Genomic DNA, 23627 nt, shown 5'->3' with positions numbered 1-23627 from the left:
AATGAAAATCATACTAAAAATAACATTTGTCTTACTGCTTTTGGTTTCTTGCAAAGATGCGAATGATTCCAAGGCCTTGGAGGGCGTTATGAACGAAGTAACTGGAAAAAATGAAGATGTCAACCAAAAATATGATCTTCTACTAAAAGATTTAGGCACAAAAACGGTACTGTCCAGTGAGCAATTATTGGAAGCTTTCCCTGAAAAATTAGGCAAGTTGAGTTTAGATTCAAAGGAAAATGGGAACAATGAACCTAGAATTACTTCAAGTAAAACTGTAGTAGGAAGTTTTGGAGATAACAAGGTGAGAATGGAGATTTTAGATGCTGCCGGTGAAAATGCTTATTCAGCTATCATCCCGTTAAAAATGCTGCATTTAAACAAAGTCACCTCAGAGTATAACAATACCATTCGCTATTCAAAAAAAGAGCGTAACGAACTATTAACATTTGGAACTGATCGTGATGAAGCTGTTGGTGCAGATTATGAAGCCGATATCAGGTTTCTCTACGACAATCGATTTTATGTCACACTAGAAGGAAAAGGGATGAATGTAGATGAGCTTTGGGAGGCCATAAGTATTGATGACTTGAGCCGTTTTAAGGCTTTTAATAAATGATTTATGTCTTAAAATTGTATAGCATTAATGGTGGGATTTTCTTTCTGTAATATGAAAAATCAAAAAATATTTTCAAAGTATGCATGAACTCGTAAAACCTAATTATCATGAAAAAATCACTTTTTATTTTAATGTTGCTGTCAATTGAATTTCTTACGGCACAATCGGTGGCAAAAGTAGAAAATCACCGTTCACAAGCTATGGATGTGGTGTTGTTTACTTTTGGCATGGACCAACCAATTTCTATTGGAACGCTCTCAAAGTCTGGAGAACTGAATATAAAATTACCTGAAGACATAAATCAAATTTCTGATGAAGCAAAAGAGAATAGTATGAATGACGCCGATTACACTTTATTTTCAAACTGTGGCGGTGGTGAAGAGATGCTTTCCGAAGACGAAAATATGAAAGCGGCTAAAGCAGGTTATGTGTCATTAAGCACAAAAGAAAATGGCTATAGTGGTTTATTATTTATGGTTACGGACGAAAATTTAGTGCCGTGGTTGGAAGCTTATGGTAATATAGATGCTGTTCTGGGATCGTATTTTGAAGTCGTGTATATGGCATCAGATTTCAATTTTAAAGGTGAATGTACGTCCACCCTCACGGTATCAGAAACGGATAGCATTGTCACCCAATATACCTACGATTTGAAGTTAAAAGCTGGATTTAATTTTATTGAATACAAAATCGAAACTTTAGAGAAGCACGAGATGCCAACTCCTTATGGAGAAAATGAATCTGAAATGATTGACAAACCCATAAAAGTATCTGTTTCTTCGTCGCAAACAGCACTCCCAAATACGAAATGGTTTGTCAAATATTTTTAAAACAGGAAATTATGAAACTATTGAAAACAACGTTACCAATGCTGCTGATACTTATAGGGTTTTCCACGTTTGGCCAAACCCCAGAGCAACAGAAATTGATAGCTAAAGCAGAGCATATGCGCGACAGCATTATGAATACTCCAGAAATGAAAGCTATAATGAAGCAAGCTGATGAGATGAAGAAAAAACAGAAAACAAGTGAGAAAGTTAGCCCAATCCCTAAAGCCATAAAGCGCGAAGATAAATATTGGGATAACACACTATCCAGCAATAACACTAACAAATTGACAAATTGGAATAACAAAGCGGCCGATCTGGTTTTCAACTACGCTTACGACTCCAGAAATGATAAACTGAATAATGTGAAAGTGGGCATTATTAAAGCAGATGGAACTATTGAGTTGCATCCAACAACTAAAGTTCCTGATTTAAAACCCTTAAATAATTTTAAAAATAGCAATCTCTTTTTTGATATTCACAATCCAGATGCTTATCAATACACAAATGAAACCACAGGATTTAAGCTCAATTCCTATTTAATGGTGTATCAAAATGAGCAGAAAATCGGCATCCTAACCATCGGGAATTCTGTCAAAGTAACCCGAAATCTATTGACGCCAGGCGATTTATATTTTGGTGATGAAGGCTACATCTTATCTTGGGTGTATGTAGAAAATGATTGTGCAATAAAAGCCACTGAAAATTGGAAAGGAGATTTGAGCAATACTGGGACGCCATTACTAGTTGAGACCAATGTGGTGTATGACTTAAATTTCAAAGCCGGATGGAATCTTGTGAAAACTGAAGTTATTGGGACGTACCATTTTCCAAACGCTCCTGAAGAAGATAGGTCGCGTTATAAAAAACATAAACACACCATGGTCAATGCAATGCCAAGTGATGCTACGTATTACTTTAGAGCAGCGGCAAACTATTGAAATTTTAAATTGTTAGTCCTATATTTTTAAAAGGAATCAAAAAAACCTTAATTTTAAACACCTCCAAGATTTAAATAGGGCGTGTTTCTGTGATGAATATAGAACAACTTCAAAACTATTGCATTTCAAAAAAGGGGACTACAGAAGAATTTCCCTTCGACTCTGACACTTTAGTCTTTAAAGTTTTAGGAAAAATATTTGCATTGGTAAGTCTTGAAAATTGGGAAGCAGGTCAAAAAGCCATCAACCTAAAGTGCGATCCTGATTACGCTGAAGAGCTGCGGGCTGAATATGCTGCTATCTATCCTGGGTTCCATATGAGCAAAAAACATTGGAACACCATTGATTTAACATTGGATGAAATTTCTCCAAAATTCCTCTCTCAACTGATTGATCATTCTTATGATATGGTGGTTAAAGGAATGACCAAAAAGATGCGAGACGCTCTTCAATAAAGTGCTATGTTTGCAACGCGAATTAAGACTTCAGCAATCAAAAATCGTTAATCATCAATCGTTAATTATTATGAGCGTTCTTCAAATGCTTCAAGACAGAAGCAACAACACCTGCGAACTATGTGGTTCCAAAGAAAATTTATCGCAATACACCATTCCACCATCACTAAATGAAAATGTGGCTAATGATGTGTTGGTCTGCAAAACCTGTCTGGAACAAATTGAAGAAAACGTTGCTATGGATGCCAACCATTGGCGATGTTTGAATGACAGCATGTGGAGTGAGCATGTAGCCGTTCAAATTATGTCATGGCGCATGTTGCAAAGGTTGCGCGCTGAAGGTTGGCCCAAAGATTTATTGGACATGATGTATCTTGATGATGAGGCTTTGGCATTGGCAAGAGCCACCGGCGAGCATGAAGATGAAGCCAATAAAATTATCCATCGTGATGTGAACGGTGTGATCTTGGAACATGGCGATTCTGTTGTTTTGATTAAAGACTTAAAAGTTAAAGGATCCAGTATGGTTGCCAAACAAGGTACGCCGGTTAGAAATATTCGTCTTGATCATGAGAATGCTGAATATATTGAAGGTAGAGTGGATGGCCAAAATATCGTGATCATCACTAAATACGTGAAGAAGTCCTAATTGTCATCATCCTTGTTTTTCCTTTTAAAGAATCCAAATCCGAGTGGTAACATGAAAAAAAGGAAAAAGAACTTCCCTGAAATAACGCCATAAATTGTGAGTGCCGCTGCAATGGTCAATAAAATCCAAACATATTTTGTTTTCATTTTAACTGTTTTTTTTTCTGTAGATGAGCGGCGTCATTCCTAAAGTAGCCTTAAACTGTCGGTTGAAATTTGAACTATTAGAAAATCCTAAGGCTTCTGCAATTTCAGAAATGGAGTGTTCATTTTTATGTTGCAGCAATTTGCCAGCGTGCTCAATACGCAATTCGTTCAAAAATTGGATATAGGTTTTGTTGGTTCGCTTTTTAAATATTTGCAAAACCTATTCTTGGTCATTTCGGCCACTTCTGAAATGGCTTGTACAGAGACCTCTTCATTAAAGTGATTCCTAATATATTCAAAAACATTTCGCATTCGTTTGCTTTCATTTTTCGAATATTTTTTGTAAAAAGTAAAGTCAGCCTCCGCAACTTAGAAACTTTGTAATCACTTTTAAGCACATGCAGAATATGGCTACCAATAACTAAAATATAGCCTTGCCGATAAAAGGTTATCGTATCGCCAACAATCAGCGTACCTTCCCTATAAAAATAATGAAGATTTTTTTTGGTTGGATAATATACTACCAAATAAGGAGCAATTTTATTAAGATTGCTCTGTAAGAAATTCTATGAAAAAACCATGATTTAGATATTTGATTCTCAGTGATGTTGAACAAGATATGTGATGAGTTTTCAGGTGATTTGATTAAATTTGTCTGTTAGGGCGTGGTCGGAACCCTTAACACAGAACTAACATAATAAGTATCGGGGTTAGGCCTGTTGATGCCAGCCAATGTTGGTTGAGACCATTCAAATTATAGGATTATCGTTAAGGATATTAACTAACTAACCAAAAATAAGATATGAATTTATTGAAAACGATATCATTCATTTTCGTCCTTTTTCTATTTGGAATTCTTAATGCTAATTCTCAAACTGCAGAAATGGCCTTGGATAGTCTGATTAAAAAATATGAACAACATGACGGCTATGACAGGAACGCCTATCCATTAGGTTTATTTACCAAAGATTACGTTAAGGTTGAGGCCGAATTTGCCCAAAAAGTATTGAATGACTTATCTGAAATCAATACCACAGCACTGCCCGAAACCGAAAAAATTTCTGCTAAGCTATTGGCATTCGTATTACAGGACAAAATCGACTATTACAAATTCGAGCAGTATTTAAATCCACTATTATCAGATACAGGTTTTCATACCAATTTGACCTATCAGGTAAGACCTTTAACCAATTATGGTCAAGTAAAAGATTATCTAGCAATTTTAAATGCCATTCCGCAATTTGTAAGTCAAAACCTCATAAACCTAAGAGAAGGATTGGAAAAAGGTGTGTCCCAACCTTTGGTGATTTTTAAAGGGTATGAATCTACATATAATGACCATATCGAGGCTAATTTTGAAGACAGTTACTATTATTCGCCGTTTAAAAATTTGCCGACCACCTTAACCAAAGCCCAAAAAGATTCGGTGCTGACCGCTGCTAAACTAACTATTGAAACTAAAGTCACCCCAGAATTCAAACGGATCAAAAACTTTTTTGAAACGGAATATTTTCCGAAAACAAGAACCACTTTAGGAGTTTCAGAAACCCCCAACGGAAAGGAATTCTATCAAAACAGAATCAATTTTTATACGACAAGTACGCAATATACTGCAGACGATATCCATCAAATAGGCTTGAAGGAAGTGGCTCGGATCAAGTCTGAAATGGAACACATCATCAAAGATTTACAGTTTAAAGGAAGCTTTGCCGATTTCTTTCAATTTTTGAGAACAGACAAGCAATTTTATGCTGAAACTCCTGAACAGCTGTTGATGATTGCGCGTGACATGGCAAAACGTGCAGATGCGCAATTGCCAAGATACTTTAAAACACTACCACGTAAACCTTATGGAGTGGCCGCGGTACCCGATGCTATTGCGCCAAAATATACTACGGGACGCTATATTGGGACGTCTAAAGAAAGTACTGAGCCAGGATACTATTGGGTAAACACGTATAATTTGCCAAGTAGGACTTTGTACACCTTGCCAGCGCTAACAGTCCACGAGGCCGTCCCTGGACATCATTTACAAAACAGTTTAAACAATGAGTTAGGCGACAGTATTCCGGGTTTTAGAAAAAATTTATACCTCTCGGCTTATGGAGAGGGCTGGGGTTTGTATTGTGAGTTTTTAGCAGACGACATGGGAATGTACACGACGCCTTATGAGCAATTTGGAAAGTTAACTTATGAAATGTGGCGTGCATGCCGCCTGGTGGTTGACACAGGGATTCATGCTAAGGGTTGGACACGTGAGCAAGTGGTTGACTATATGTCGTCAAATACGGCTTTGTCTCTTCATGAAATCAATACCGAAACAGATCGATATATTTCATGGCCTGGTCAAGCCTTATCCTATAAAATAGGCGAATTGAAAATTAGGGAGCTGCGCCAAAAGGCTGAAAAGGAACTAGGTTCAGAATTTGATATTCGAGAGTTTCATGAAATCATTTTAGAACAAGGCACTGTTACCTTGGCCATTATGGAAGAACGGGTCAATAACTACATTCAGCAAAAAAAATGAGTAAACATAGGTTCGTTTGCATCGATGCGCACACTTGTGGAAATCCAGTAAGAGTCATCAAAGAAGGTGGTCCAGATCTTATTGGAAACACAATAAGCGAAAAACGTCAGCATTTTTTGGAGGAATATGATTGGATCCGCAAAGGATTGATGTTCGAACCTCGTGGACATGACATGATGAGTGGTTCTATTTTGTATCCACCTCACCATCCAGAAAACGATTTTGCCATTTTGTTTATTGAAACCTCTGGCTGTTTGCCAATGTGTGGCCACGGAACCATCGGAACCGTAACCATTGCCATTGAAGAGGGCTTGATAAGTCCTAAAGTCCCCGGAAAAATAAGGATGGAAGCACCTGCTGGTTTTATAGAAATTGAATATCAGCAAACTGGGCAAAAAGTGGACGGGGTGAAGTTGATCAATGTTAAAAGTTTTTTGGCTGCTGAAGGTATGACGGTGGATTGTCCGGAGTTAGGTGAGATTTATTTTGATGTCGCGTATGGGGGTAATTATTACGGCATTATCGATATGCAAGATAATTTTTCTGGTGTACAGGATTTTTCGGCTTCGAAGATCATACAATATTCGCAAGTCATTCGACAAAGAATCAATGAAAAATATCCAAATCGCTTTGTGCATCCAGAAAATGAAACCATCAGAGAGGTGACGCATTTATTGTGGACAGGAACACCCATCGATCCAACCTCATCGGGCAGAAACGCCGTATTTTATGGAGATAAAGCGATTGATAGAAGTCCATGCGGCACCGGAACATCGGCAAGAATGGCACAATTGTATGCCAAAGGAAAACTCAAAGTAGGTGAAGATTTCATTCATGAAAGTTTTATAGGAAGCAAATTTATAGGTCGTGTTGAAAAAGAAACAACTTTAGATGGTACATTAGCAATCATTCCAAGCATTAAAGGATGGGCAAAAATTTATGGATATAATACGATTACCATAGATCCTGAAGATGATCCTTATGCATTTGGATTTCAGGTGATTTGAATGATTTTACAAAGACCTTTCAGTCGCGAAAGGTCCAAGATGCAAACCTGTGAGATCTTAAAATGATAAAAATGAGCAAAAAAGTAATCATCATTGGCGGCGGCATTATTGGTTTGTGTTCTGCTTATTACCTTCAAAAGGACGGGCACCAGGTGACTGTTATTGATCAATCCAATATGGACGCTGGTGCTTCTTATGTGAACGCTGGATATTTATCCCCAAGTCACATCATCCCCCTATCGGCACCTGGTGTCATGATCAAAGGTTTGAAATGGATGTTTAATTCTGCAAGTCCGCTCTATATCAAACCAAGAATGGAGGCCGATTTCCTAAAATGGACCTATGCCTTCAATAAATCCTGCAGTTCCAATCATGTGAAAAAGGCAATTCCTGCCATTAAAGATTTGGCGGTCTTGAGCCAAGAATTATATAAGGATATCAGAGAACAGGAGCATTTTACATCGCAATATAGAAAGGATGGTATATTGATGTTATGTCAAACTGAAAAGGCACTTAAAGAAGCACTGAAAACTGCGGGACTAGCTTCTGAGGAAGGGTTGGAGGTGAATGAAGTTACTCTTGCCGACTTGAAGCGATTGGAGCCAAATGTGAATTTGAATGTTATAGGAGGCACCCATTATAAATGTGATGCGCATACCACGCCAAACGAATTCATGTCTGAAATGAAAGCGTATCTAAAACTAAAAGGGGTCGTTTTTTATGCCAATGAGAAGGTTGAAGATATAGAGGTCAAGAACCATAAAATTTCGGCGCTTATTACCAAGACGCATACATTTACTGCAGATGAATTTGTCCTAGCAGCTGGCTCTTGGAGCGCATTATTGAGTAAAAAGCTAGGGATCCATTTATTGCTACAGGCAGGAAAAGGCTACCGAATAAATACCACGAGTTCTACAGGAATCAAGTTGCCGGCAATTTTAACAGAGTCTAAGGTGGCAGTGACACCCATGAACGGATTTACACGTTTTGGTGGTACTATGGAAATTGCTGGTATTAATAGTAAGATCAATAAAAATAGGATAGATGCTATAGCTAATGCCGTGACAAAATACTATCCCGAGATCACTTTAACTGAAACTGAAAAAGAAGATGCCGCCTCTGGTTTAAGGCCAGTGACTCCAGACGGACTCGCGTATATTGGTAAGTCTTCAAAATGTTCAAATTTAATTATTGCCACAGGCCATGCCATGATGGGTTGGAGTATGGGTACAGGAACAGGAAAATTAGTATCAGAACTGATTTCGGACAAGAAACTGAGTCTCGATATCCATGTGTTCAGCCCAGACCGAAGGTTTTAAAAATAGCTATTCGTGTAGTTTCATCGCATAAAATGGGACGAATAATTCACTAATCCAATCAATTGGTAGTTGGTCGAAAATATTGCCATGTTCTTATTACTTTTCGGATATTTAACACACCCCAATTGATTAATAGCGCAACATTTATTTTTTTTTAACTCATTTAAAATAAGCTATTATGGATTTAGAAATTACCAAAACCAATAATTTTTTTCAATTAAAAGGCATTCTTCAAAGAGGTAATATTCACCAATTTAAAAGAGAACTTTCGAATATTTTTGAGACCCAAAATGCGGTCATTCTAAATATAGAGAATCTGACAAGTATTGATCATTATGGTGTGAACGCTTTGGCGCAATTACATAATGAATCAATTACAAAAGGGAAAAAGCTTTCTATTATAGGGATGGGATGTGACGATCTTTATGAGCATTTCAAATCTGAGGAAACTGCTGCCTGATTCAACAGGACATGTCTGCGATAATTTTCCATTGTCCATCACGGTATTTAAAGATCAGTGTAAATATGCCATTGGTATTGCCTGCGTTTCTTTCTAGGTAGTATTCTCCAAAGACCATATAAGCACTGTTTTCAATCTTTGAAATGTCATGGATGACAAATTTTAATGTCCCACTGTCAGCTTTTGTGGGATAAGCTTTCTTGTAGTTTGATAGTGTTTTATCCCAGCCGTATGTGAGGCCTTTGCTACTATAAAATTTTAGGGAATCATTTTTCCAGTAACCGTCCATGTAACCTTCTAGGTTCTGATGGTTCCAAGCAGTTTCTTGATCAGCCATAACGTTCTTGATAGCACTTTTAACATCGCTTTCAGAAAATGTGTGATCAATTTCTTTGCTCGAATTTGAGTTGCACGACAGCAGCGCCAACGCTACAAATAGAAAAATAAGTCTCATGGTCAACTTTTTAATAGTCCTTAAATGTAGGGCCTAATTTTCAAAGCGCATTTTTCTGATGTTCAAAAAATGCATCGGCTTGCAGCTGCATGAGCTCTCGTGCTTTTTTACGTTTGTATTGGTAGAGTTCATCTTCTTCGGCAATGTCACTGTAAATTCTATTGTTCAAGGCCATGTCCGTTTGGAGAAGGATCTTGCGCTCATTCACTTTTTGGTCCACCCAGGTTTTAACCGCTGTTTCTGCATCTTCCAATTTGTAATCATAAGAGCCCTTTGGCGACACTAGTTTGGCAAAAATAGGTGAGGTTTCTATGGCTAAAAATAATAGAAAAATAAAGAAGGAGGGTAACCAAGGCAGGGTGTTCAGTGCAGTAATACGCGCCATCAAGCCATCAAAACCGTCAATAACAGGTTGTGAGCTTTCTACTTTTTTACTATAATCGGTTTGTAACTGAGCAATCTGACTTTCAATACCTGCAATTTTTTCCTTATTGCTATTTTTTAATTGTTGTAATTCAGCTAAAGCGGCATCATGTTTGTCGCGTTTTTCTTTGTAAACAGGGCCTTTGCCCAGACGTTGGGTTCCTGAGGTTCCTTCCGCTTCTGTAATATAAGTGTTGTACAGCGCATTGACTTCCGCTTCTTTTGCGATAGTTTGTGTTTCTAAAGTCGTGATATCGTTTTCTAAAGCAGCTACAGCTGGGGTGAACTGTTGTGCAATTTGATCTTGATTGGCCAATGTCAAATCATTCTTCTGTTCCAAGAGCACTTGATTGATTTCCTTTTCGAATATTTTTAGTTCCAATGGTTTTGAAATAACTACAGCGATGATGATTGCCAAAACAATCCGTGGTGTGGCCTGGATCACTTCATCCATAAAACGATCCCGTTTTTTGATGGTAGAAACGATAAACCGATCCAAATTGAAAATAAGTAATCCCCAAACCACTCCAAAGCTTACGGCTATAAATGGATTATCAAAAACTGTAAAGAGTGCATAACTCGCAGCAATAGTAGCCATGACAGCCGTAAAGAAAACGGTAGCGCCAATGCCTGCATATTTGTTTTGTTCGCCGTTGCTACAGTGCTCTAAAATGTCAGTATCTGAGCCTGAGCAAAGGATGAAGAATTTTTTTAACATGATGTGATTGATTTTTGATTGATTGACTATTAGAACGTTAGGCGTGGTGATTTGTTACATTCTTTTATAAAAAAAGACCTGTAAAGTTGTAAACTCGACAGGTCTTATAGTTTTAAAGTTATTTAAGTCTAATTATCGGTATTAATGGGTTCCTTTGTTATATAGACTTGAGGTTGTTTTGAATGCAATTGTTTAGTATTAATATTGAGTTCTCCGTTTACCTTCAAAACTCTCACGGCCTCGTCAGAAGAAATCGATTTTCCTTCATAGAAAAACACTGCATTTTTCTTGGCCATTTCAATCACGTGATCCAATGGTGAAACTGGCGGCGGAGGTGGCGCTGGGATTTCTAGCGTACCATCTCTTTTGTTTTGGTTATTTTTGAATTCTACGACTATTTCATCATCACTGTAGATTTTTGTAATGAATTGTCCGGGAATCACATCTGAAGCATTCACCTGTACATTTCCATTGAGTTTTTTACCGTTTTTGTCTACTTTATTTCCCCCTCTGTTGTAATAGGTTTTGCCATTAGAATTTTCAACATAATATAGTTTTTCTCCATTTGTATCCACAAATCCGGTTTTGATTTGAGTTTGGGTTTTGTCTTTTGGAGCTGGCGGCGAAATTGGTGGCGGTGGCGGCGGTATCGTGCCGTCATTTTCAGGAATAACGATGATGTCTAAAACTTCTCCTTTGGCGTTGGTATGTTTGTAAGTGTAGGATTCTCTCTGAATTTTATACGCTTCAATAGCTTTTTCATAGGCCTTGGTTTGTTTTTCAGAAGCGTTTGCTGGCGGTGGTGGTGGAGGTGGTGATATAGTTTGGTTAACCAAGGTTGCATTTTTCAGACCATCTATTGTCGTAGGCGGGGGCGGTGGCGGAAAATTGGGCATTGGTTCAGCATTTGTTTTTTGCTCGCTGGTCATTTTATCATGAAGTTCTCTTAGTCGTCTCATGTCTTTCTGTTTAATAATGGTTTTGCCAGGAGTTTGGGAGTTATAGTGTTTGGACAGTTTGTTGTATTCTTCTACTTCTGCAGGAGTGGCTTTTTGTTGCTTTTGAGATTTTATTAGCGATTCCATCATTTCCTTTCTGACCTCATCTAAACTCGGTTGCGCAGTATCTCCCGAAGTGCAATAAGTCATTTTTTTGACACCTATTTCTCTTATATTCTTTACGGCCTTCTTTACAATTTCAGCATCGATATTTGCGAATGCTGTAATGGAGACATATAAGTCATTGTTTCGCTTAAACATTTCTTCAATTTGTTCAAGATTAATGACGTCTTCACCGAGCAATAATTCTCCTTTTTCATTTAGAAATAAATCAATGGATTCCGAAAAGATCGCTTTAGTATCTATTTCTTGTTCGACAATTTCTGTTTCACTAAACCCATAAAGCGTCAGTGCAAGTAATGGCAAAAGCAAGATGCTTTTGAGCCACATGTTTCGTTTTGATGTTTGTGTTTTCATAACTGTAAATCGTTTTTTGACCTGTCCGAATGCATTAAAAAGCGTGATCTGCTTTCCAAACACCTTAAGGCGGATTGATGAATAATTGATGGCGTTTGCCAATTGAGGTTCTGTAGCATTTGATGAGAATGCCAATAAAATATGTTGGTAATTTGATGCCATGATGCCTTTGTTTAGAACGGCTTGATCTGCTAAAAATTCATGGTTCATTTTTATCGATCGTTTGGCAAAATAAATCAGCGGATTAAACCAAAAGATGACCTGAAGCAATTCGACAAACAACACATCAATACTGTGTTTTTGCATGGCGTGGGTTTCTTCATGCCAAAATACGGCTTGCGGAATTTCGTGATTATCAAATTTCTGTTTGTTTAAAAAGATGTATTTGAAAAAGGTATGCGGCGTTATCAAATCTGATAAAAGCACATGAATAATATGTTTCGATTTTTGCTTCGGATTGCGGTTAATCTTGAAAATAATCTGTAGAAGATTAATTAAGAATTTTGCTCCAAACACTAAAACGCCCAAACCATAGATACTCCATAAAAGCATTGGTAAATAATTCGTTTCTTGAGGTTGCGGAAGATCCTCAGTGTAATAAACCAGTGCTTCTGTAGGCTCATTTACTGTTGGCAATGTCGTAACCTCAATATAGTGTGTAAACGTAACCAACGGAATAACGAACGCAATGATGAGTGCGCCCAACAAATAGTAACGTTTAAATACATGCATGTTTTCTCTTTCTAAAAAGAATTTGTAGAATGCCATAAAAATGGCCAAACACGCGCCGGATTTTAGGAGATAGATGAGCATATGACTTGTTTCGTGGTTATTATTTGTTTTTCAAAGGTCTCGGTGAGCCACAACGACTATTTTAGTTCTATTGCAAATTATGGGCTATTGCGGTTTCTTTTTAATTTCGCTGTCGATGAGTAGTTTTAAATCTTCCAATTCTTCTTTTGTAAGATTGGTTTCTTTCGTGAAAAAAGAGGCAAACTGAGAGGCGCTGTCATTGAAAAAACTTTTGATCAAGCCATTGACGTGCTTGCTGAAATAGTCTTTTTTCTTTACCAACGGGAAATACTGTCTCGATTTTCCGTAGAGTGTATAACCCACAAATTGTTTATCATGCATCCGCTTTAACAAAGTAGCCACAGTGGTTGGTGCGGGTTTTGGATCAGGATAGGCTTCAAGAATGTCTTTCATAAAGGCTTTTTCCATCTTCCAGAGGTGGTTCATTAAATCTTCTTCGGTTTTTGTCAGTTCCATTGCTCTACATGTTTAGAATGTGTTCTACAAATGTAGAACAAAAAATAACATGGCCAAAAAAAAGTGTATTTTTATTTGTCAATGTCTGATTTTTTGGATTAGCTAATCGATTGTGGGACAAAAAAAAGCCACGAATTTAAGAATATAGTTCTACATATATTCTTGAATTCGTGGTTTCTTAACTTTGCGCCTCCGCGTCTTTGCGAGACTAAAAGTGTACTTCTTACTTAGAAAGCTCCGTAAAATACTTATAAAACAACGGAATTGTTGAAATTCCTTTCAGATAATTCCAAACTCCAAAATGTTCGTTAGGTGAGTGGATGGCATCACTGTCTAACCCGAAGCCCATTAAAATGGTTTTACTTTTCAGTTCCTGCTCAAAAAGAGCTACTATAGGAATGCTACCACCACTACGTTGTGGAATTGGTGTTTTCCCAAAAGTATCTTCATAAGCTTTTGATGCTGCTTGATACCCAATACTATCAATTGGTGTGACATAACCTTGTCCGCCATGATGTGGTTTTACCAATACCTTTACACCCTTTGGAGCGATGCTTTCAAAGTGGTTTTTGAACAATTTGGTGATGTCTTCCCAATCTTGATGTGGTACCAATCGCATAGAGATTTTAGCATACGCTTTACTCGCAATGACTGTTTTGGCTCCTTCACCAGTATAGCCTCCCCAAATACCGTTCACATCTAAGGTTGGTCTGATGGAATTACGCTCGTTGGTGGTATAGCCTTTTTCGCCATAAACATCGTCAATGTCAATTGCTTTTTTATAATTGTCCAATGAAAACGGTGCTTTTGCCATTTGTGCACGCTCTTCATCAGATAGATTTTCTACCTTATCATAAAATCCAGGAATGGTAATATGGTTATTTTCATCATGCAACGACGCAATCATTTTTGTCAAGACATTGATTGGGTTGGCCACAGCGCCGCCATACAATCCAGAATGTAAATCTCTATTTGGACCCGTCACTTCAACTTCCACATAGCTCAATCCGCGCAGGCCGGTTGTGATAGATGGCGTGTCTTTTGAGATCATGCCTGTATCAGAAATTAAAATCACATCATTTTTTAGTTTTTCCTGATTGTTTTTTACAAATTTTGAAAGGTTGACACTGCCCACTTCTTCTTCGCCCTCAATCATAAATTTCACATTGCAGGGCAGTTGGTTGGTTTCAGTCATAAATTCCATGGCTTTGACATGCATGTACATTTGTCCTTTATCATCACAAGCACCTCTAGCATAAATGGCGCCTTCTGGATGCAGTTCTGTTTTTTTGATAACCGGTTCAAATGGTGGCGAAGTCCAGAGACCAATAGGGTCAGCAGGTTGTACATCATAATGGCCATACACCAAAACCGTAGGCAGGTTTTTGTCAATTATCTTTTCGCCATATACAATTGGGTAACCGTCAGTCTCGCAAATTTCAACATGGTCACAGCCCGCTTTTTCTAAGCTTTTTTTGATGATATCAGCGGTTTTAAGGACATCTTTCTTGTAAGCGGAATCTGCACTTACGGATGGGATTTTGAGAAGTTCAATAAGTTCATTGATAAATCGGTCTTTATTTTTTTCTACGTAGCTGTCTATGTTTTGCATGTTCTGATTTTTAGTGAATTCCAATGTATTGGAAATTGATTTTCAAGTTATTCAAAAGTACAAAAATTGAAGCGAATTTTCTTGGTCAAAGTTATTTGTATATTCAAAGGAATGTTTATATTTGCATCCCGATAATAATCGGAGCCTATGCAGGTGTGGTGGAATTGGTAGACACGCTAGACTTAGGAGTTATCCTAATAAAAGTCTAATTATTTTTAAAATGCGGGCGTGGTGGAATTGGTAGACACGCCAGACTTAGGATCTGGTGCCGCGAGGTGTGGGAGTTCGAGTCTCCCCGCCCGTACAAAAGCTGAAGAGAAATCTTCGGCTTTTTCCATTTAAAATCTTTTTAAAAAAAGTCAGGTACAACATAGGTACAACATTTTGACATTTTGAAGACAATTTTTTTATTGATATCAATTGGTTTCATTTGCCATTTGACTTTATGAATTACCTGTTAGGATAATATATTCTGCCAAATCACAACTCTTTTTTCTCAGGAAGTGAAGTTGATTATCATACAATATAATCGCAATTTTAACTCGTAAAATACTTCCATTAAAAGACTACGGCATAGAGCCATCGCTTCGTCCTAGGCTTATTTATGGATCAAGGAATATTCGGATCAAGGAATATTCTTGGGGAGGAGCATAGATTACGCATATAATTTAGTCAGTCTGTAGAGGAAGAATTTGACATCTCTTACGCCTCTAAACATCGCCCTGAACTCTTTGATTTTGGCGTTGAAAGATTCCGCGGAAGCGTTCGTGCTCCTGTTGTCAAAATAGTTCAAGATAGAGTTGTAATGCATTTGTATGGACCTTGCGATGGTATTGAAGGACTTAAATTCAGATTTTTCTATCTTATCATACCAATGTGCCAACTTTAGACCTGCTACATCCTTGTTCGTGTTATTTTCAAAGACATAGCTTAACCCATAGGATAGCTTGAGCCGCGAAAAATAGAATTTATGTTATTTCGTGTTTTTTTTTTAAATTAAAAACGATTGTTGCAGTGGTGAATTAAATAAGTCCAAAAGTATAATTAGGCTATGTAAGGTTTTAATTGTTAATTTGTGTTAAGAAAACCCCATTTTCTACTACTTAATAAAATGTTATGAATAAAAAAAACTACGGTTTTTTGTGTGTTGTCTGTATATACACTTTTGCTAACAGCATCGTCCACTATAAACTATAAGGATGCACTTGAAAAAGGATCGTCTTTCTCCAGTATTGTAAAAACGAATTCACCCAAGTTTTTTTATCACACTTCAAATAAAAAGGCTTTAACATATGAAGAGGGCACAAACGAACTCAACAAAGGATACAAAGCACATAATCCCAGTTTAAACAGTTCATACATTTCTGCGGTTCCCTATTTGCAAAATAACTCGTCAGGGTTTTCATGGGAAATTTTAGAGACAACATATCCCGTTTCTGATTCTGTTGTAAAAAATCGCGACTTAGCAGCTAGTTCTTTTAAAGCTATAGAGGCGAGTGATTCGTGGATTGACAAATTTACCAATGAGGACATTCAAGAACTTCCTATTGGCATAAAACATACAAACAAAGGCGGTAATAATGACAATGTAGAGTATGCCATAGGGATAACAAATGCAACCTTCAATAAGGATTATACAGAGCTTACTGTTTTTGCCAGAGTACGTTTGCCTCAAACCGATAACAACGGCACTCTTATAGAGTTATTTTTCGGTGCTAACAACGTTAAACTGTCCCATCAAGGCGGTATTGTTGGTGACGCTAATTTAGTGCTGCTAGGAGACGTGCATATTCCTTTCAACGCAGGAAAATGGATGTTATCTCTAAAAGGTGGTTTTGATTATAAAACAGGAAATGTTCAAAACAGGACTTATGTAACTATTAATTGTGATGGAGTTAAGGAGTTGGGCGTCAACGGGATTGTTGAGTTTTCACGAGAACTTATTATACCCATAGAATCCAACGGTGAGGTTAATGAATCTAAAACATTGGTCAATGAAATCATTGAAACAGAGAGTGGCTCGCAAACGATACAAGTCCCTTATAGGGTCAAAGGTGAATTTTATGTAGTCGCTTCTAGTTGGAATGATCTGTTGGTTGATATTGACTTGCAACCTTTTGTTTTGGCCAAAAAGAGAAATAATAAGGACTATTATGGTAATTTTCAGTTTTTTGTCAACCATGCGGTTTTGGATTTTAGTGACATACGCAATGATCCGGCTGCAGTGTTTCCTGTTTATTACCATGAAAATGGGTTGCTGCTACCGAATGAGCGTTCGTGGCGCGGTGTGTATGTAAACACTGTAGAGGTGAAAATGCCAACAGAGTTCAAGACTTCTGAAACTATAAGTAAAGGCTCTAATGAACGGGTTGCCTTTGGTGCTCACCATTTAATTATTGATAATTATGGGGTTTCAGGTACTTTTTATGGGGACAATGTTTTTACTCTTGAACAAGGTAGAACAAATGACAATAAAGCCTGGATGTATTCCCTTGATCATATTGAAGTGACTTTAGCTGCTAATAATTTGATTGGTGCGAGGATTGATGGGCGCATATTACTTCCTGTTTCAGAAAATAAAAAAACTACAAATAGCAGTCCAGAGAGAATTGGCTTACGGTATTCAGGACTTATCTTACCTGATGAGTATTTGCTGCATGTGAGCACTGATTCCATCATTGATTTTAATCTCTGGAAAGGAAAAGGCCAGTTGTTTCCCAATAGTTCGATTGAGTTGGCTGTTAGAGAAGGGGAATTTAAGCCGAAGGCCACGCTCCACGGACGCTTGGCAATTACTGCTAACCAGATAAAAAGCCTCGAAGATGAAGACGAGGAAATTGAAATAACAGAAATTGATGAAAACGGCAATCCTAAAAAACAGTTTATAGACTTTAAAGGGATTGAGTTTCAAAACTTAGTATTACAAACGGAATCCCCTATTTTCAAAGTCGGTTATATGGGTTATGAAGATGAAGCAACTCTAGGTGGATTCCCTGTATCTATTTCCAGAATAGGAATTACTTCAAACGAAACCAATGCCAACTTGTATTTTGATCTTGCTATTAATTTAATGGGAGAGAACAATGGGTTTGCCGCTAAAACTAGTTTAGCGATTATAGGTAAGTTTGAAGAAGAAAACTATAGACAAAAATTCAAGCTCGACGGGATTGAACTTGACGCAATAGCTATTAATGCTGATTTAGGAGGATTTCAAATATGGGGAAGTCTTCTCCTAATGAATAATGATCCCGTTTATGGGAATGGTTTTCAAGCAACACTTGGTGCAGAATTTAAAAAGATAGGAAAGCTTGAAGTGAATGCTATTTTTGGAAAATCGGATTTCAGATATTGGATGGTAGATGGACTTGTAGATTTTCCTCCCGGTACAGGAAGTGGCATTAACCTATCAGGTTTTGCGGGGGGCGCATCCTATAAAATGAGAAGACAGGATTTTGGATCTGCTATAAATGGGGGGGCGTTCACATATGCGCCTGATAAAAATTCTGGATTGGGAGTCAAAGCAATGGTTTTACTCAACGCAGTTGATGACGCTGTTTTAAAAGGTGGTGCTGGTTTTGAAATACTCTTTAACACGAAAGGAGGTCTTAATCAATTGTCATTGTACGGACAAGGAGCGATAATGAATGTTAAAGTTCCTGGCATGGGTAAAATCTCTGACTTGTATGAAAAAATAAAAAATGAAACCGACAAAGCACAAAATTTTTTAGGCAAAACAAAATCTGAAGAAGAACAGTCTTGGGCGGGCAGGAATTTATTAGATAAATCTAAAAACGAGTTTCCAAAGGTAGATCCCGAACTTATGACTATTAGTGGGATGCTGGGAATTACAATGGACTTCCAAAATGATGAACTGCATGGAGAATTGGATGTTTCCGTTTCTGTTCCAGGCGGTTTTGTGCACGGCGGTGGGAAAGCAGTTATCCACATCGCTCCAGAAAAATGGTATTTTTATATAGGCACTCCTGAGCATAGAATGAATTTAAAAATTGGGGTCGGCCCATTAAAAGTTGAAACAGGTGGCTACTTTATGATAGGTTCAGTATTGCCTGATTCTCCACCTCCGCCCATAGAAGTTGCTGATATTTTAGGAGTTGATGCCAATGAATTGAACTATATGCGTGATCAAAACGCTTTAAAAAGTGGTAGAGGTTTTGCTTTTGGAACCGACTTCAAAGTTGATACGGGAGATCTGCGTTTCCTTATTTTTTACGCAAACTTTAAAGCAGGTGCAGGTTTTGACATTATGCTAAGGGATTATGGTGATGTTCAATGTTCTAATACTGGAGACCAAGTTGGTATTAATGGTTGGTATGCCAATGGGCAAGCATATGCTTATTTGCAAGGGGAGTTAGGGATTCAGGTCAAGCTATTTTTTATTAAAAAGAAAATCCCGATTATTAAGGGAGGTGCAGCCGTCTTGTTACAGGCAAAAGCACCCAATCCTATTTGGATGCGAGGTTATGTTGGTGGTAATTTTAATGTCTTAGGAGGTTTAGTTAAAGGTAAGTTTAGATTTAAAATTACCATTGGAGAAGAGTGTGAATTTGAAAACGCATCGCCTTTAGGTGGTTTAAAAATGATTGCTGATTTAACCCCTAGCAATGGTAGCGATACTATTGATGTGTTTACCATCCCACAAGCCACTTTTAACATGAAAGTTGGTCAAGCACTTATTATTCCTGAAGATGATGGTGACAAAACTTACCGTATCGATTTGGATAAATTTGTGCTTTTACATAACGGAAAGGAAATACCGGGCAAACTAGAATGGTCAGCCAGCAATGATCGCGTTAATTTAGTGTCCTCAGACATTTTGTCCCCTAATGAAAAATTAACAGTTAGGGTGGAAGTGAGTTTCAAGGAAAAAGTGAATGGTGTTTTTCAACCAATTATGGTTGATGGCAAACCTGCAAAAGAAACAGAAGAACGCACCTTTACCACAGGCGGTGCACCAGACTACATTCCGTTGCATAATATAACGTATGCTTACCCAGTGGTTGATCAAAAGTATTTTATGGAAGATGAATCTAATACAGGTTATATCCAATTAAAGCGTGGACAGGATTATTTGTTTGATGATAAAGCATGGGAGAGTTTTATTAGATATTCTAAAATGAATGATACATCTTCTGAACCTATTGATTTCAAATACAACACTACAGAAAATAGGTTAACCTATGCCATTCCTAATGTATCCCAACAATCAAGTTACACCATGTTAATAGCAAGTAAACCGAAAGGGGCTTCTACATCAACACATGCTAATTCATCTAAAAATAAAAAAGAAAAAAATAATGACGGTGGAGGTTCTTATGCACGAGGAATAGAAAAAGAAGAAGTCAATATCAAACAAAACAAAGCTGACCACATCAGTAAAAATGGAGAAATTGAGCGTTTAGCCTACAAATTCGGGTCTTCAAAATATAAAACCTTAAAACAGAAAATAAACTCTATCAGCACCCAAAATTATAATTGGGGAGTTATTTATTCTGATGTGATTTATTTAACCAATACAATTACGGATCATGAACCTTTTGATTCAGCGGAGCTTTTAGGTTCTGGCTACACAAATAATGTGCCTCTAATAAGTGTTGAGGCTACTTTAGATGATGCCTATTTTATATCAGACATGAATCCACCTTTATATTCAAAATATCCATTAGGCGGTAAATATCAGTTTGATAATAGAGATGGCCAAACGCTTGGGACCCCTCCTAAATATGCATTGCCCATAGTATCTGAATATTTAACCAATCTGGAGTACGGGGTTAATGAGCAGATGCTTAGAACTACATTTCCTTTCCATTATAACTTAGGATTAGTCTATAAGGAAGATTGGGTAGATATGCATTCGCAAATCGTAAACGACCAAATAGATGGTCTCCTACCTCGCGGAAGTGCGATACTTAATTTCTTAGATGCCGATTATGTATTTATGCGTTATGGCTTTTATAAAACCACGTTGAGCTATAATCTTCCGGGCGATATTAATGGGACGAGTACAACCTATAAATTTAAAAACCCAAATAAATTTAGATAATTTACCTTAAAAGTAAACGTGAGAGCTTTTAGGGTATGAAAAACAAATCTCACAATAAAAACAAATTTAAATTTTAAGAAATGAACAAAATCAAAACAACAAAAACAATCATTCTAGCCGCATTTGTAGTGGTCGGAGGCTTACTTACATCTTGCAGTAACGATGACGACAATCAAGAAGCATCTATAGTTGGGGCATGGAAAAGTATTTCAGCAATAGAAGAAACTTTTGTGGGCAATGTGCGCGAAAGTATGAAAGAGATTACTGTTGATGACAAAAATTTTGAAATACTGACCTTTACGTCTAATGGAAATTTAACCATTTTTGAAGAGAGTAAAAATGAATCCTTATCAGAATTGGCAACTTACACAGTAAAAGGCAAAACTATTTTTATTTCTCATGAAGGAGAAACTGAAGTTGAAGAGGTTGGGTCTACGTTAAATGAAAATGAACTAATCCTTGAATATACCGAGGAGGATGAAACAAATAGATATCTACTAACTGTTATGTACAAAAGGCAATAATAAAAACACAGGCGTGTTGAAACGCGCCTGTATTCAAAAATTTTAATTCATTTGAAAACAAACAGACGCTATGTCACCCTTTTGTCTTTTTTGCTTGTGTACTCCGTATGCTGGTCTCAAAACAACATTCAGGACAGCTTGGCAAGTATAAAGATTCTTTCTCGGGTACAGGAAAATAAGATCCTTTTACGTTGGGCTGTAACTGATGCTGTTGCTTGGCAAAAAACTAATGTGAGTGGCTTCATATTAGAAAAATATTTATTTTCAACAGATGGAAATCGTCTGCCAGAACCTCAAATAGTGTGGTCTAAACCCATTAAAGCAGATGCCTTGGAGACTTGGCAAGACATTGTGGAAAAAGACAATTATGCGGCCATTATTGCTCAAGCTATCTATGGTGAAAGCTTTTTAATAGAAGGTAGTGAAGGACAATTGGCGGATATTGTGAACTTAGTTCAAGAAAACGAACAACGCTTTTCGTTTGCCCTATTAGCTGCTGATATGAATTTTGAAGCCGCCACAAAGGCAGGATGGGGTTATACCGATAATGATATTAAACCGAATGAGAAATATGCGTATAAAATAAAATCGGCACTACCACAAGAACAATTGGCTTTAAAAAGTTCTACAACTCTAGTGGGCTTAAGTGATTATGAAATCTTACCAGCACCTATTGATTTACAAGGTATTTTTAGCGATAAAAGCGTCATGATCACATGGGAGTACCAACTCTTTAAAAGTATTTATACTTCCTATAATCTTGAACGCTCAGAAGACAATAAAACCTTTACCTCATTAAGCAATGAAGCTCTTATTAATTTGAACGACAGGCCCGAAGCCCCTGCAAAGCGTATGTATTATATAGATTCGTTAGCTCAAAATAATAAAACCTACTACTACAGGGTCAATGGAATCTCTCCTTTTGGAGAAAAAGGAGCCTATTCCGTTGTCGTTTCAGGACAAGGACAACCTATATTGCCTTTTACCCCGCATATTATCGATTTTAAGTTCACCAAAAATGAATATGAAGCAGAAATTATTTGGGAATTTCCTAAAGAAGCTGAAGTCCTTACTGAGAAGTTCCAACTCAATCATGCCGAAAAAGATTCAGGACCTTATAAAGTGGTTGTCGTCGATATTCCTGCAAATCAACGTCACGTTACGTTTTCGGAATTAGCACCGTCAAATTATTTTACTATCACTGCAGTAGGAAAAACTCCTGGACAGAAGAAAACATCTTTTAGCAAACTCATTCAACCTATAGATTCTCTACCTCCTGCAGTTCCTCTAGAGTTAAAGGGCAGCATTGACAGCTTGGGTATTGTTAATATTAAATGGAAAGCCAATGTTGAAAAGGACATGCTTGGCTATCGTATTTTTAGAGGATTTACAAAAAATGAAGAACCCTCACAATTAACCGTTTCACCTCTTGAAACTAATAAATTTACGGATACCGTTGAAGTTAAAAATTTAAATTCAAAAGTGTATTACCAAGTAGTTGCTGTCGATAGACGTTTTAACCATTCTGAAAAGTCAGAAGTACTTATCCTTGAAAAACCTGATGTTATTCCACCAACAGCGCCTGTATTCTCAAAGTATAAAGTTGAAAAGGGGGAGGTGAGGTTATTTTGGATAAATTCTTCTGAAGAAAATGCGACACATATTCTGAGTAGAAAAAATATGACTGATCATAAGGAATGGCAAGAAATCTATAAAGTTACCGATACCATACAACACTTTGTCGACAAAAAGATTGAAGCGGATAAAACCTATAAATATGCTATAAAAGCAATTGATAAAAGTGGTTTAGAATCTTTACCATCTATGCCATTGACAGTGAATGTCATTGACTTAACACCGCCTAAGCTTATCAAAGAATTAAATTTCAATGTTTACAGACAGGATAATTATATAGAACTCTTTTGGCGAGCAGATGATCGTAACATAATGGAGTATACCATTTATAAACAAATTAACGATGCTGATCCCACCACTTGGCGAATTGTTCCCGCTACTGTTAAGCGGTTTATTGATAAGGATATCCACCCTAATCAGACCTACACGTATTACCTGCGTTCGACATTAACCAATGGAAAGTTTTCAATGGTTAAAGAAGTAGAAATTAAATTTTAAGTTAAGTT

19 protein-coding genes, 1 tRNA gene and 1 pseudogene are annotated in these 23627 nt (G+C 37.2%); 13 read left to right on the top strand and 8 right to left on the bottom strand.

Translation table 11 applies throughout. The features are described 5' to 3' along the window. Position 1: 1 nt before the first annotated feature. The 5 genes from A9996_RS12385 to A9996_RS12365 all read left to right on the top strand — a co-directional run bounded on the left by A9996_RS12385 (position 2) and on the right by A9996_RS12365 (position 3491). Complete coding sequence (locus A9996_RS12385; protein ID WP_066435372.1) at positions 2-619, top strand: hypothetical protein; 618 nt, start codon at positions 2-4, stop codon at positions 617-619. Positions 620-726: 107 nt separating this feature from the next. Next, positions 727-1449 (top strand): hypothetical protein, encoded by a 723-nt coding sequence (locus A9996_RS12380; RefSeq protein ID WP_066435370.1) that lies wholly within the window; start codon positions 727-729, stop codon positions 1447-1449. A gap of 11 nt (positions 1450-1460) precedes the next feature. Beyond that, the gene (locus A9996_RS12375) at positions 1461-2387 is read left to right on the top strand and encodes a hypothetical protein (RefSeq protein ID WP_146608971.1); all 927 of its coding nucleotides are present in this window, start codon (positions 1461-1463) and stop codon (positions 2385-2387) included. A 92-nt stretch (positions 2388-2479) separates the two neighbouring features. Beyond that, positions 2480-2842, top strand: coding sequence for an MmcQ/YjbR family DNA-binding protein (locus tag A9996_RS12370; RefSeq protein WP_066435363.1), 363 nt, complete (start codon positions 2480-2482; stop codon positions 2840-2842). A 70-nt stretch (positions 2843-2912) separates the two neighbouring features. Beyond that, positions 2913-3491 carry a PhnA domain-containing protein gene (locus A9996_RS12365; RefSeq protein WP_066435433.1) on the top strand — a complete coding sequence of 193 codons (579 nt, stop codon included), beginning with the start codon at positions 2913-2915 and terminating at the stop codon, positions 3489-3491. Here the strand turns inward: A9996_RS12365 and A9996_RS20125 are convergent. Next, entirely contained in the window at positions 3488-3637 is a 150-nt protein-coding gene (locus A9996_RS20125) for a hypothetical protein (protein WP_169817257.1), read from the bottom strand. The two genes, A9996_RS12365 and A9996_RS20125, sit on opposite strands and share 4 nt — an antisense overlap. A 1-nt stretch (position 3638) precedes the next feature. Continuing rightward, entirely contained in the window at positions 3639-3854 is a 216-nt protein-coding gene (locus A9996_RS20585; RefSeq protein ID WP_066435361.1) for a helix-turn-helix domain-containing protein, read from the bottom strand. Positions 3855-4439: 585 nt separating this feature from the next. On the opposite strand from A9996_RS20585, the gene A9996_RS12350 reads away from it, so the two are divergent. From A9996_RS12350 to A9996_RS12335, 4 genes are all read left to right on the top strand, one after another. Then, a complete protein-coding gene (locus tag A9996_RS12350) occupies positions 4440-6164 on the top strand; it encodes a DUF885 domain-containing protein (RefSeq protein WP_066435354.1) in 1725 nt (574 codons plus the stop codon). Then, positions 6161-7171, top strand: a complete 1011-nt coding sequence (locus tag A9996_RS12345; RefSeq protein WP_066435351.1) for a 4-hydroxyproline epimerase — start codon at positions 6161-6163, stop codon at positions 7169-7171. The genes A9996_RS12350 and A9996_RS12345 overlap by 4 nt, the downstream gene beginning before the upstream one ends. A gap of 71 nt (positions 7172-7242) precedes the next feature. Beyond that, positions 7243-8490, top strand: a complete 1248-nt coding sequence (locus A9996_RS12340; RefSeq protein ID WP_066435348.1) for an NAD(P)/FAD-dependent oxidoreductase — start codon at positions 7243-7245, stop codon at positions 8488-8490. 178 nt (positions 8491-8668) lie between these two features. After that, positions 8669-8950 (top strand): STAS domain-containing protein, encoded by a 282-nt coding sequence (locus A9996_RS12335; protein WP_066435340.1) that lies wholly within the window; start codon positions 8669-8671, stop codon positions 8948-8950. 1 nt (position 8951) lies between these two features. Here A9996_RS12335 and A9996_RS12330 read toward each other — a convergent pair whose 3' ends face one another. The 5 genes from A9996_RS12330 to A9996_RS12310 form a co-directional block, all read right to left on the bottom strand. Next, positions 8952-9404, bottom strand: a complete 453-nt coding sequence (locus A9996_RS12330; RefSeq protein WP_066435337.1) for a YybH family protein — start codon at positions 9402-9404, stop codon at positions 8952-8954. Positions 9405-9444: 40 nt separating this feature from the next. Further along, positions 9445-10545 carry a DUF4407 domain-containing protein gene (locus A9996_RS12325; protein ID WP_066435334.1) on the bottom strand — a complete coding sequence of 367 codons (1101 nt, stop codon included), beginning with the start codon at positions 10543-10545 and terminating at the stop codon, positions 9445-9447. 128 nt (positions 10546-10673) lie between these two features. Beyond that, positions 10674-12833 (bottom strand): M56 family metallopeptidase, encoded by a 2160-nt coding sequence (locus A9996_RS12320; protein WP_066435331.1) that lies wholly within the window; start codon positions 12831-12833, stop codon positions 10674-10676. Between the two features lie 84 nt (positions 12834-12917). Continuing rightward, on the bottom strand, positions 12918-13289 hold the full coding sequence (locus tag A9996_RS12315; protein ID WP_066435328.1) for a BlaI/MecI/CopY family transcriptional regulator: 372 nt from the start codon (positions 13287-13289) through the stop codon (positions 12918-12920). Positions 13290-13512: 223 nt separating this feature from the next. Then, positions 13513-14901, bottom strand: coding sequence for a dipeptidase (locus tag A9996_RS12310; protein ID WP_066435431.1), 1389 nt, complete (start codon positions 14899-14901; stop codon positions 13513-13515). A 222-nt stretch (positions 14902-15123) separates the two neighbouring features. Between A9996_RS12310 and A9996_RS12300 the strand changes: the two genes are divergently transcribed. Then, positions 15124-15205 (top strand) — tRNA-Leu (locus tag A9996_RS12300). Between the two features lie 351 nt (positions 15206-15556). Here A9996_RS12300 and A9996_RS19655 read toward each other — a convergent pair. After that, a pseudogene (locus A9996_RS19655) lies at positions 15557-15832 on the bottom strand (transposase); the annotation flags it as partial. Positions 15833-16045: 213 nt separating this feature from the next. Between A9996_RS19655 and A9996_RS12295 the strand changes: the two are divergent. The 3 genes from A9996_RS12295 to A9996_RS12285 all read left to right on the top strand — a co-directional run bounded on the left by A9996_RS12295 (position 16046) and on the right by A9996_RS12285 (position 23619). Further along, a complete protein-coding gene (locus tag A9996_RS12295; protein ID WP_157487217.1) occupies positions 16046-20962 on the top strand; it encodes a hypothetical protein in 4917 nt (1638 codons plus the stop codon). A gap of 80 nt (positions 20963-21042) precedes the next feature. Beyond that, entirely contained in the window at positions 21043-21486 is a 444-nt protein-coding gene (locus A9996_RS12290; RefSeq protein WP_066435322.1) for a lipocalin family protein, read from the top strand. A gap of 51 nt (positions 21487-21537) precedes the next feature. Then, entirely contained in the window at positions 21538-23619 is a 2082-nt protein-coding gene (locus A9996_RS12285; RefSeq protein WP_083993945.1) for a fibronectin type III domain-containing protein, read from the top strand. Positions 23620-23627: the final 8 nt, after the last annotated feature.

Origin of the sequence: Gelidibacter algens (assembly GCF_001678675.1) — a bacterium.
In the GTDB taxonomy this organism is placed as follows: Bacteria; Bacteroidota; Bacteroidia; order Flavobacteriales; family Flavobacteriaceae; genus Gelidibacter; species Gelidibacter algens.
This window is presented reverse-complemented; position numbering and strand designations above follow the sequence as displayed.

What these genes read in the sequence shown, in the direction of transcription:
- A9996_RS12340 (WP_066435348.1), top strand. Translation starts at nt 7,243, where the DNA reads ATGAGCAAAAAAGTAATCATCATTGGCGGCGGCATTATTGGTTTGTGT.
- A9996_RS12310 (WP_066435431.1), bottom strand. Translation starts at nt 14,901, where the DNA reads ATGCAAAACATAGACAGCTACGTAGAAAAAAATAAAGACCGATTTATC.
- A9996_RS12290 (WP_066435322.1), top strand. Translation starts at nt 21,043, where the DNA reads ATGAACAAAATCAAAACAACAAAAACAATCATTCTAGCCGCATTTGTA.
- A9996_RS12375 (WP_146608971.1), top strand. Translation starts at nt 1,461, where the DNA reads ATGAAACTATTGAAAACAACGTTACCAATGCTGCTGATACTTATAGGG.
- A9996_RS20125 (WP_169817257.1), bottom strand. Translation starts at nt 3,637, where the DNA reads ATGAAAACAAAATATGTTTGGATTTTATTGACCATTGCAGCGGCACTC.
- A9996_RS12370 (WP_066435363.1), top strand. Translation starts at nt 2,480, where the DNA reads ATGAATATAGAACAACTTCAAAACTATTGCATTTCAAAAAAGGGGACT.
- A9996_RS12320 (WP_066435331.1), bottom strand. Translation starts at nt 12,833, where the DNA reads ATGCTCATCTATCTCCTAAAATCCGGCGCGTGTTTGGCCATTTTTATG.
- A9996_RS12365 (WP_066435433.1), top strand. Translation starts at nt 2,913, where the DNA reads ATGAGCGTTCTTCAAATGCTTCAAGACAGAAGCAACAACACCTGCGAA.
- A9996_RS12325 (WP_066435334.1), bottom strand. Translation starts at nt 10,545, where the DNA reads ATGTTAAAAAAATTCTTCATCCTTTGCTCAGGCTCAGATACTGACATT.
- A9996_RS12350 (WP_066435354.1), top strand. Translation starts at nt 4,440, where the DNA reads ATGAATTTATTGAAAACGATATCATTCATTTTCGTCCTTTTTCTATTT.
- A9996_RS12315 (WP_066435328.1), bottom strand. Translation starts at nt 13,289, where the DNA reads ATGGAACTGACAAAAACCGAAGAAGATTTAATGAACCACCTCTGGAAG.
- A9996_RS12345 (WP_066435351.1), top strand. Translation starts at nt 6,161, where the DNA reads ATGAGTAAACATAGGTTCGTTTGCATCGATGCGCACACTTGTGGAAAT.
- A9996_RS12335 (WP_066435340.1), top strand. Translation starts at nt 8,669, where the DNA reads ATGGATTTAGAAATTACCAAAACCAATAATTTTTTTCAATTAAAAGGC.
- A9996_RS12385 (WP_066435372.1), top strand. Translation starts at nt 2, where the DNA reads ATGAAAATCATACTAAAAATAACATTTGTCTTACTGCTTTTGGTTTCT.
- A9996_RS12330 (WP_066435337.1), bottom strand. Translation starts at nt 9,404, where the DNA reads ATGAGACTTATTTTTCTATTTGTAGCGTTGGCGCTGCTGTCGTGCAAC.
- A9996_RS12380 (WP_066435370.1), top strand. Translation starts at nt 727, where the DNA reads ATGAAAAAATCACTTTTTATTTTAATGTTGCTGTCAATTGAATTTCTT.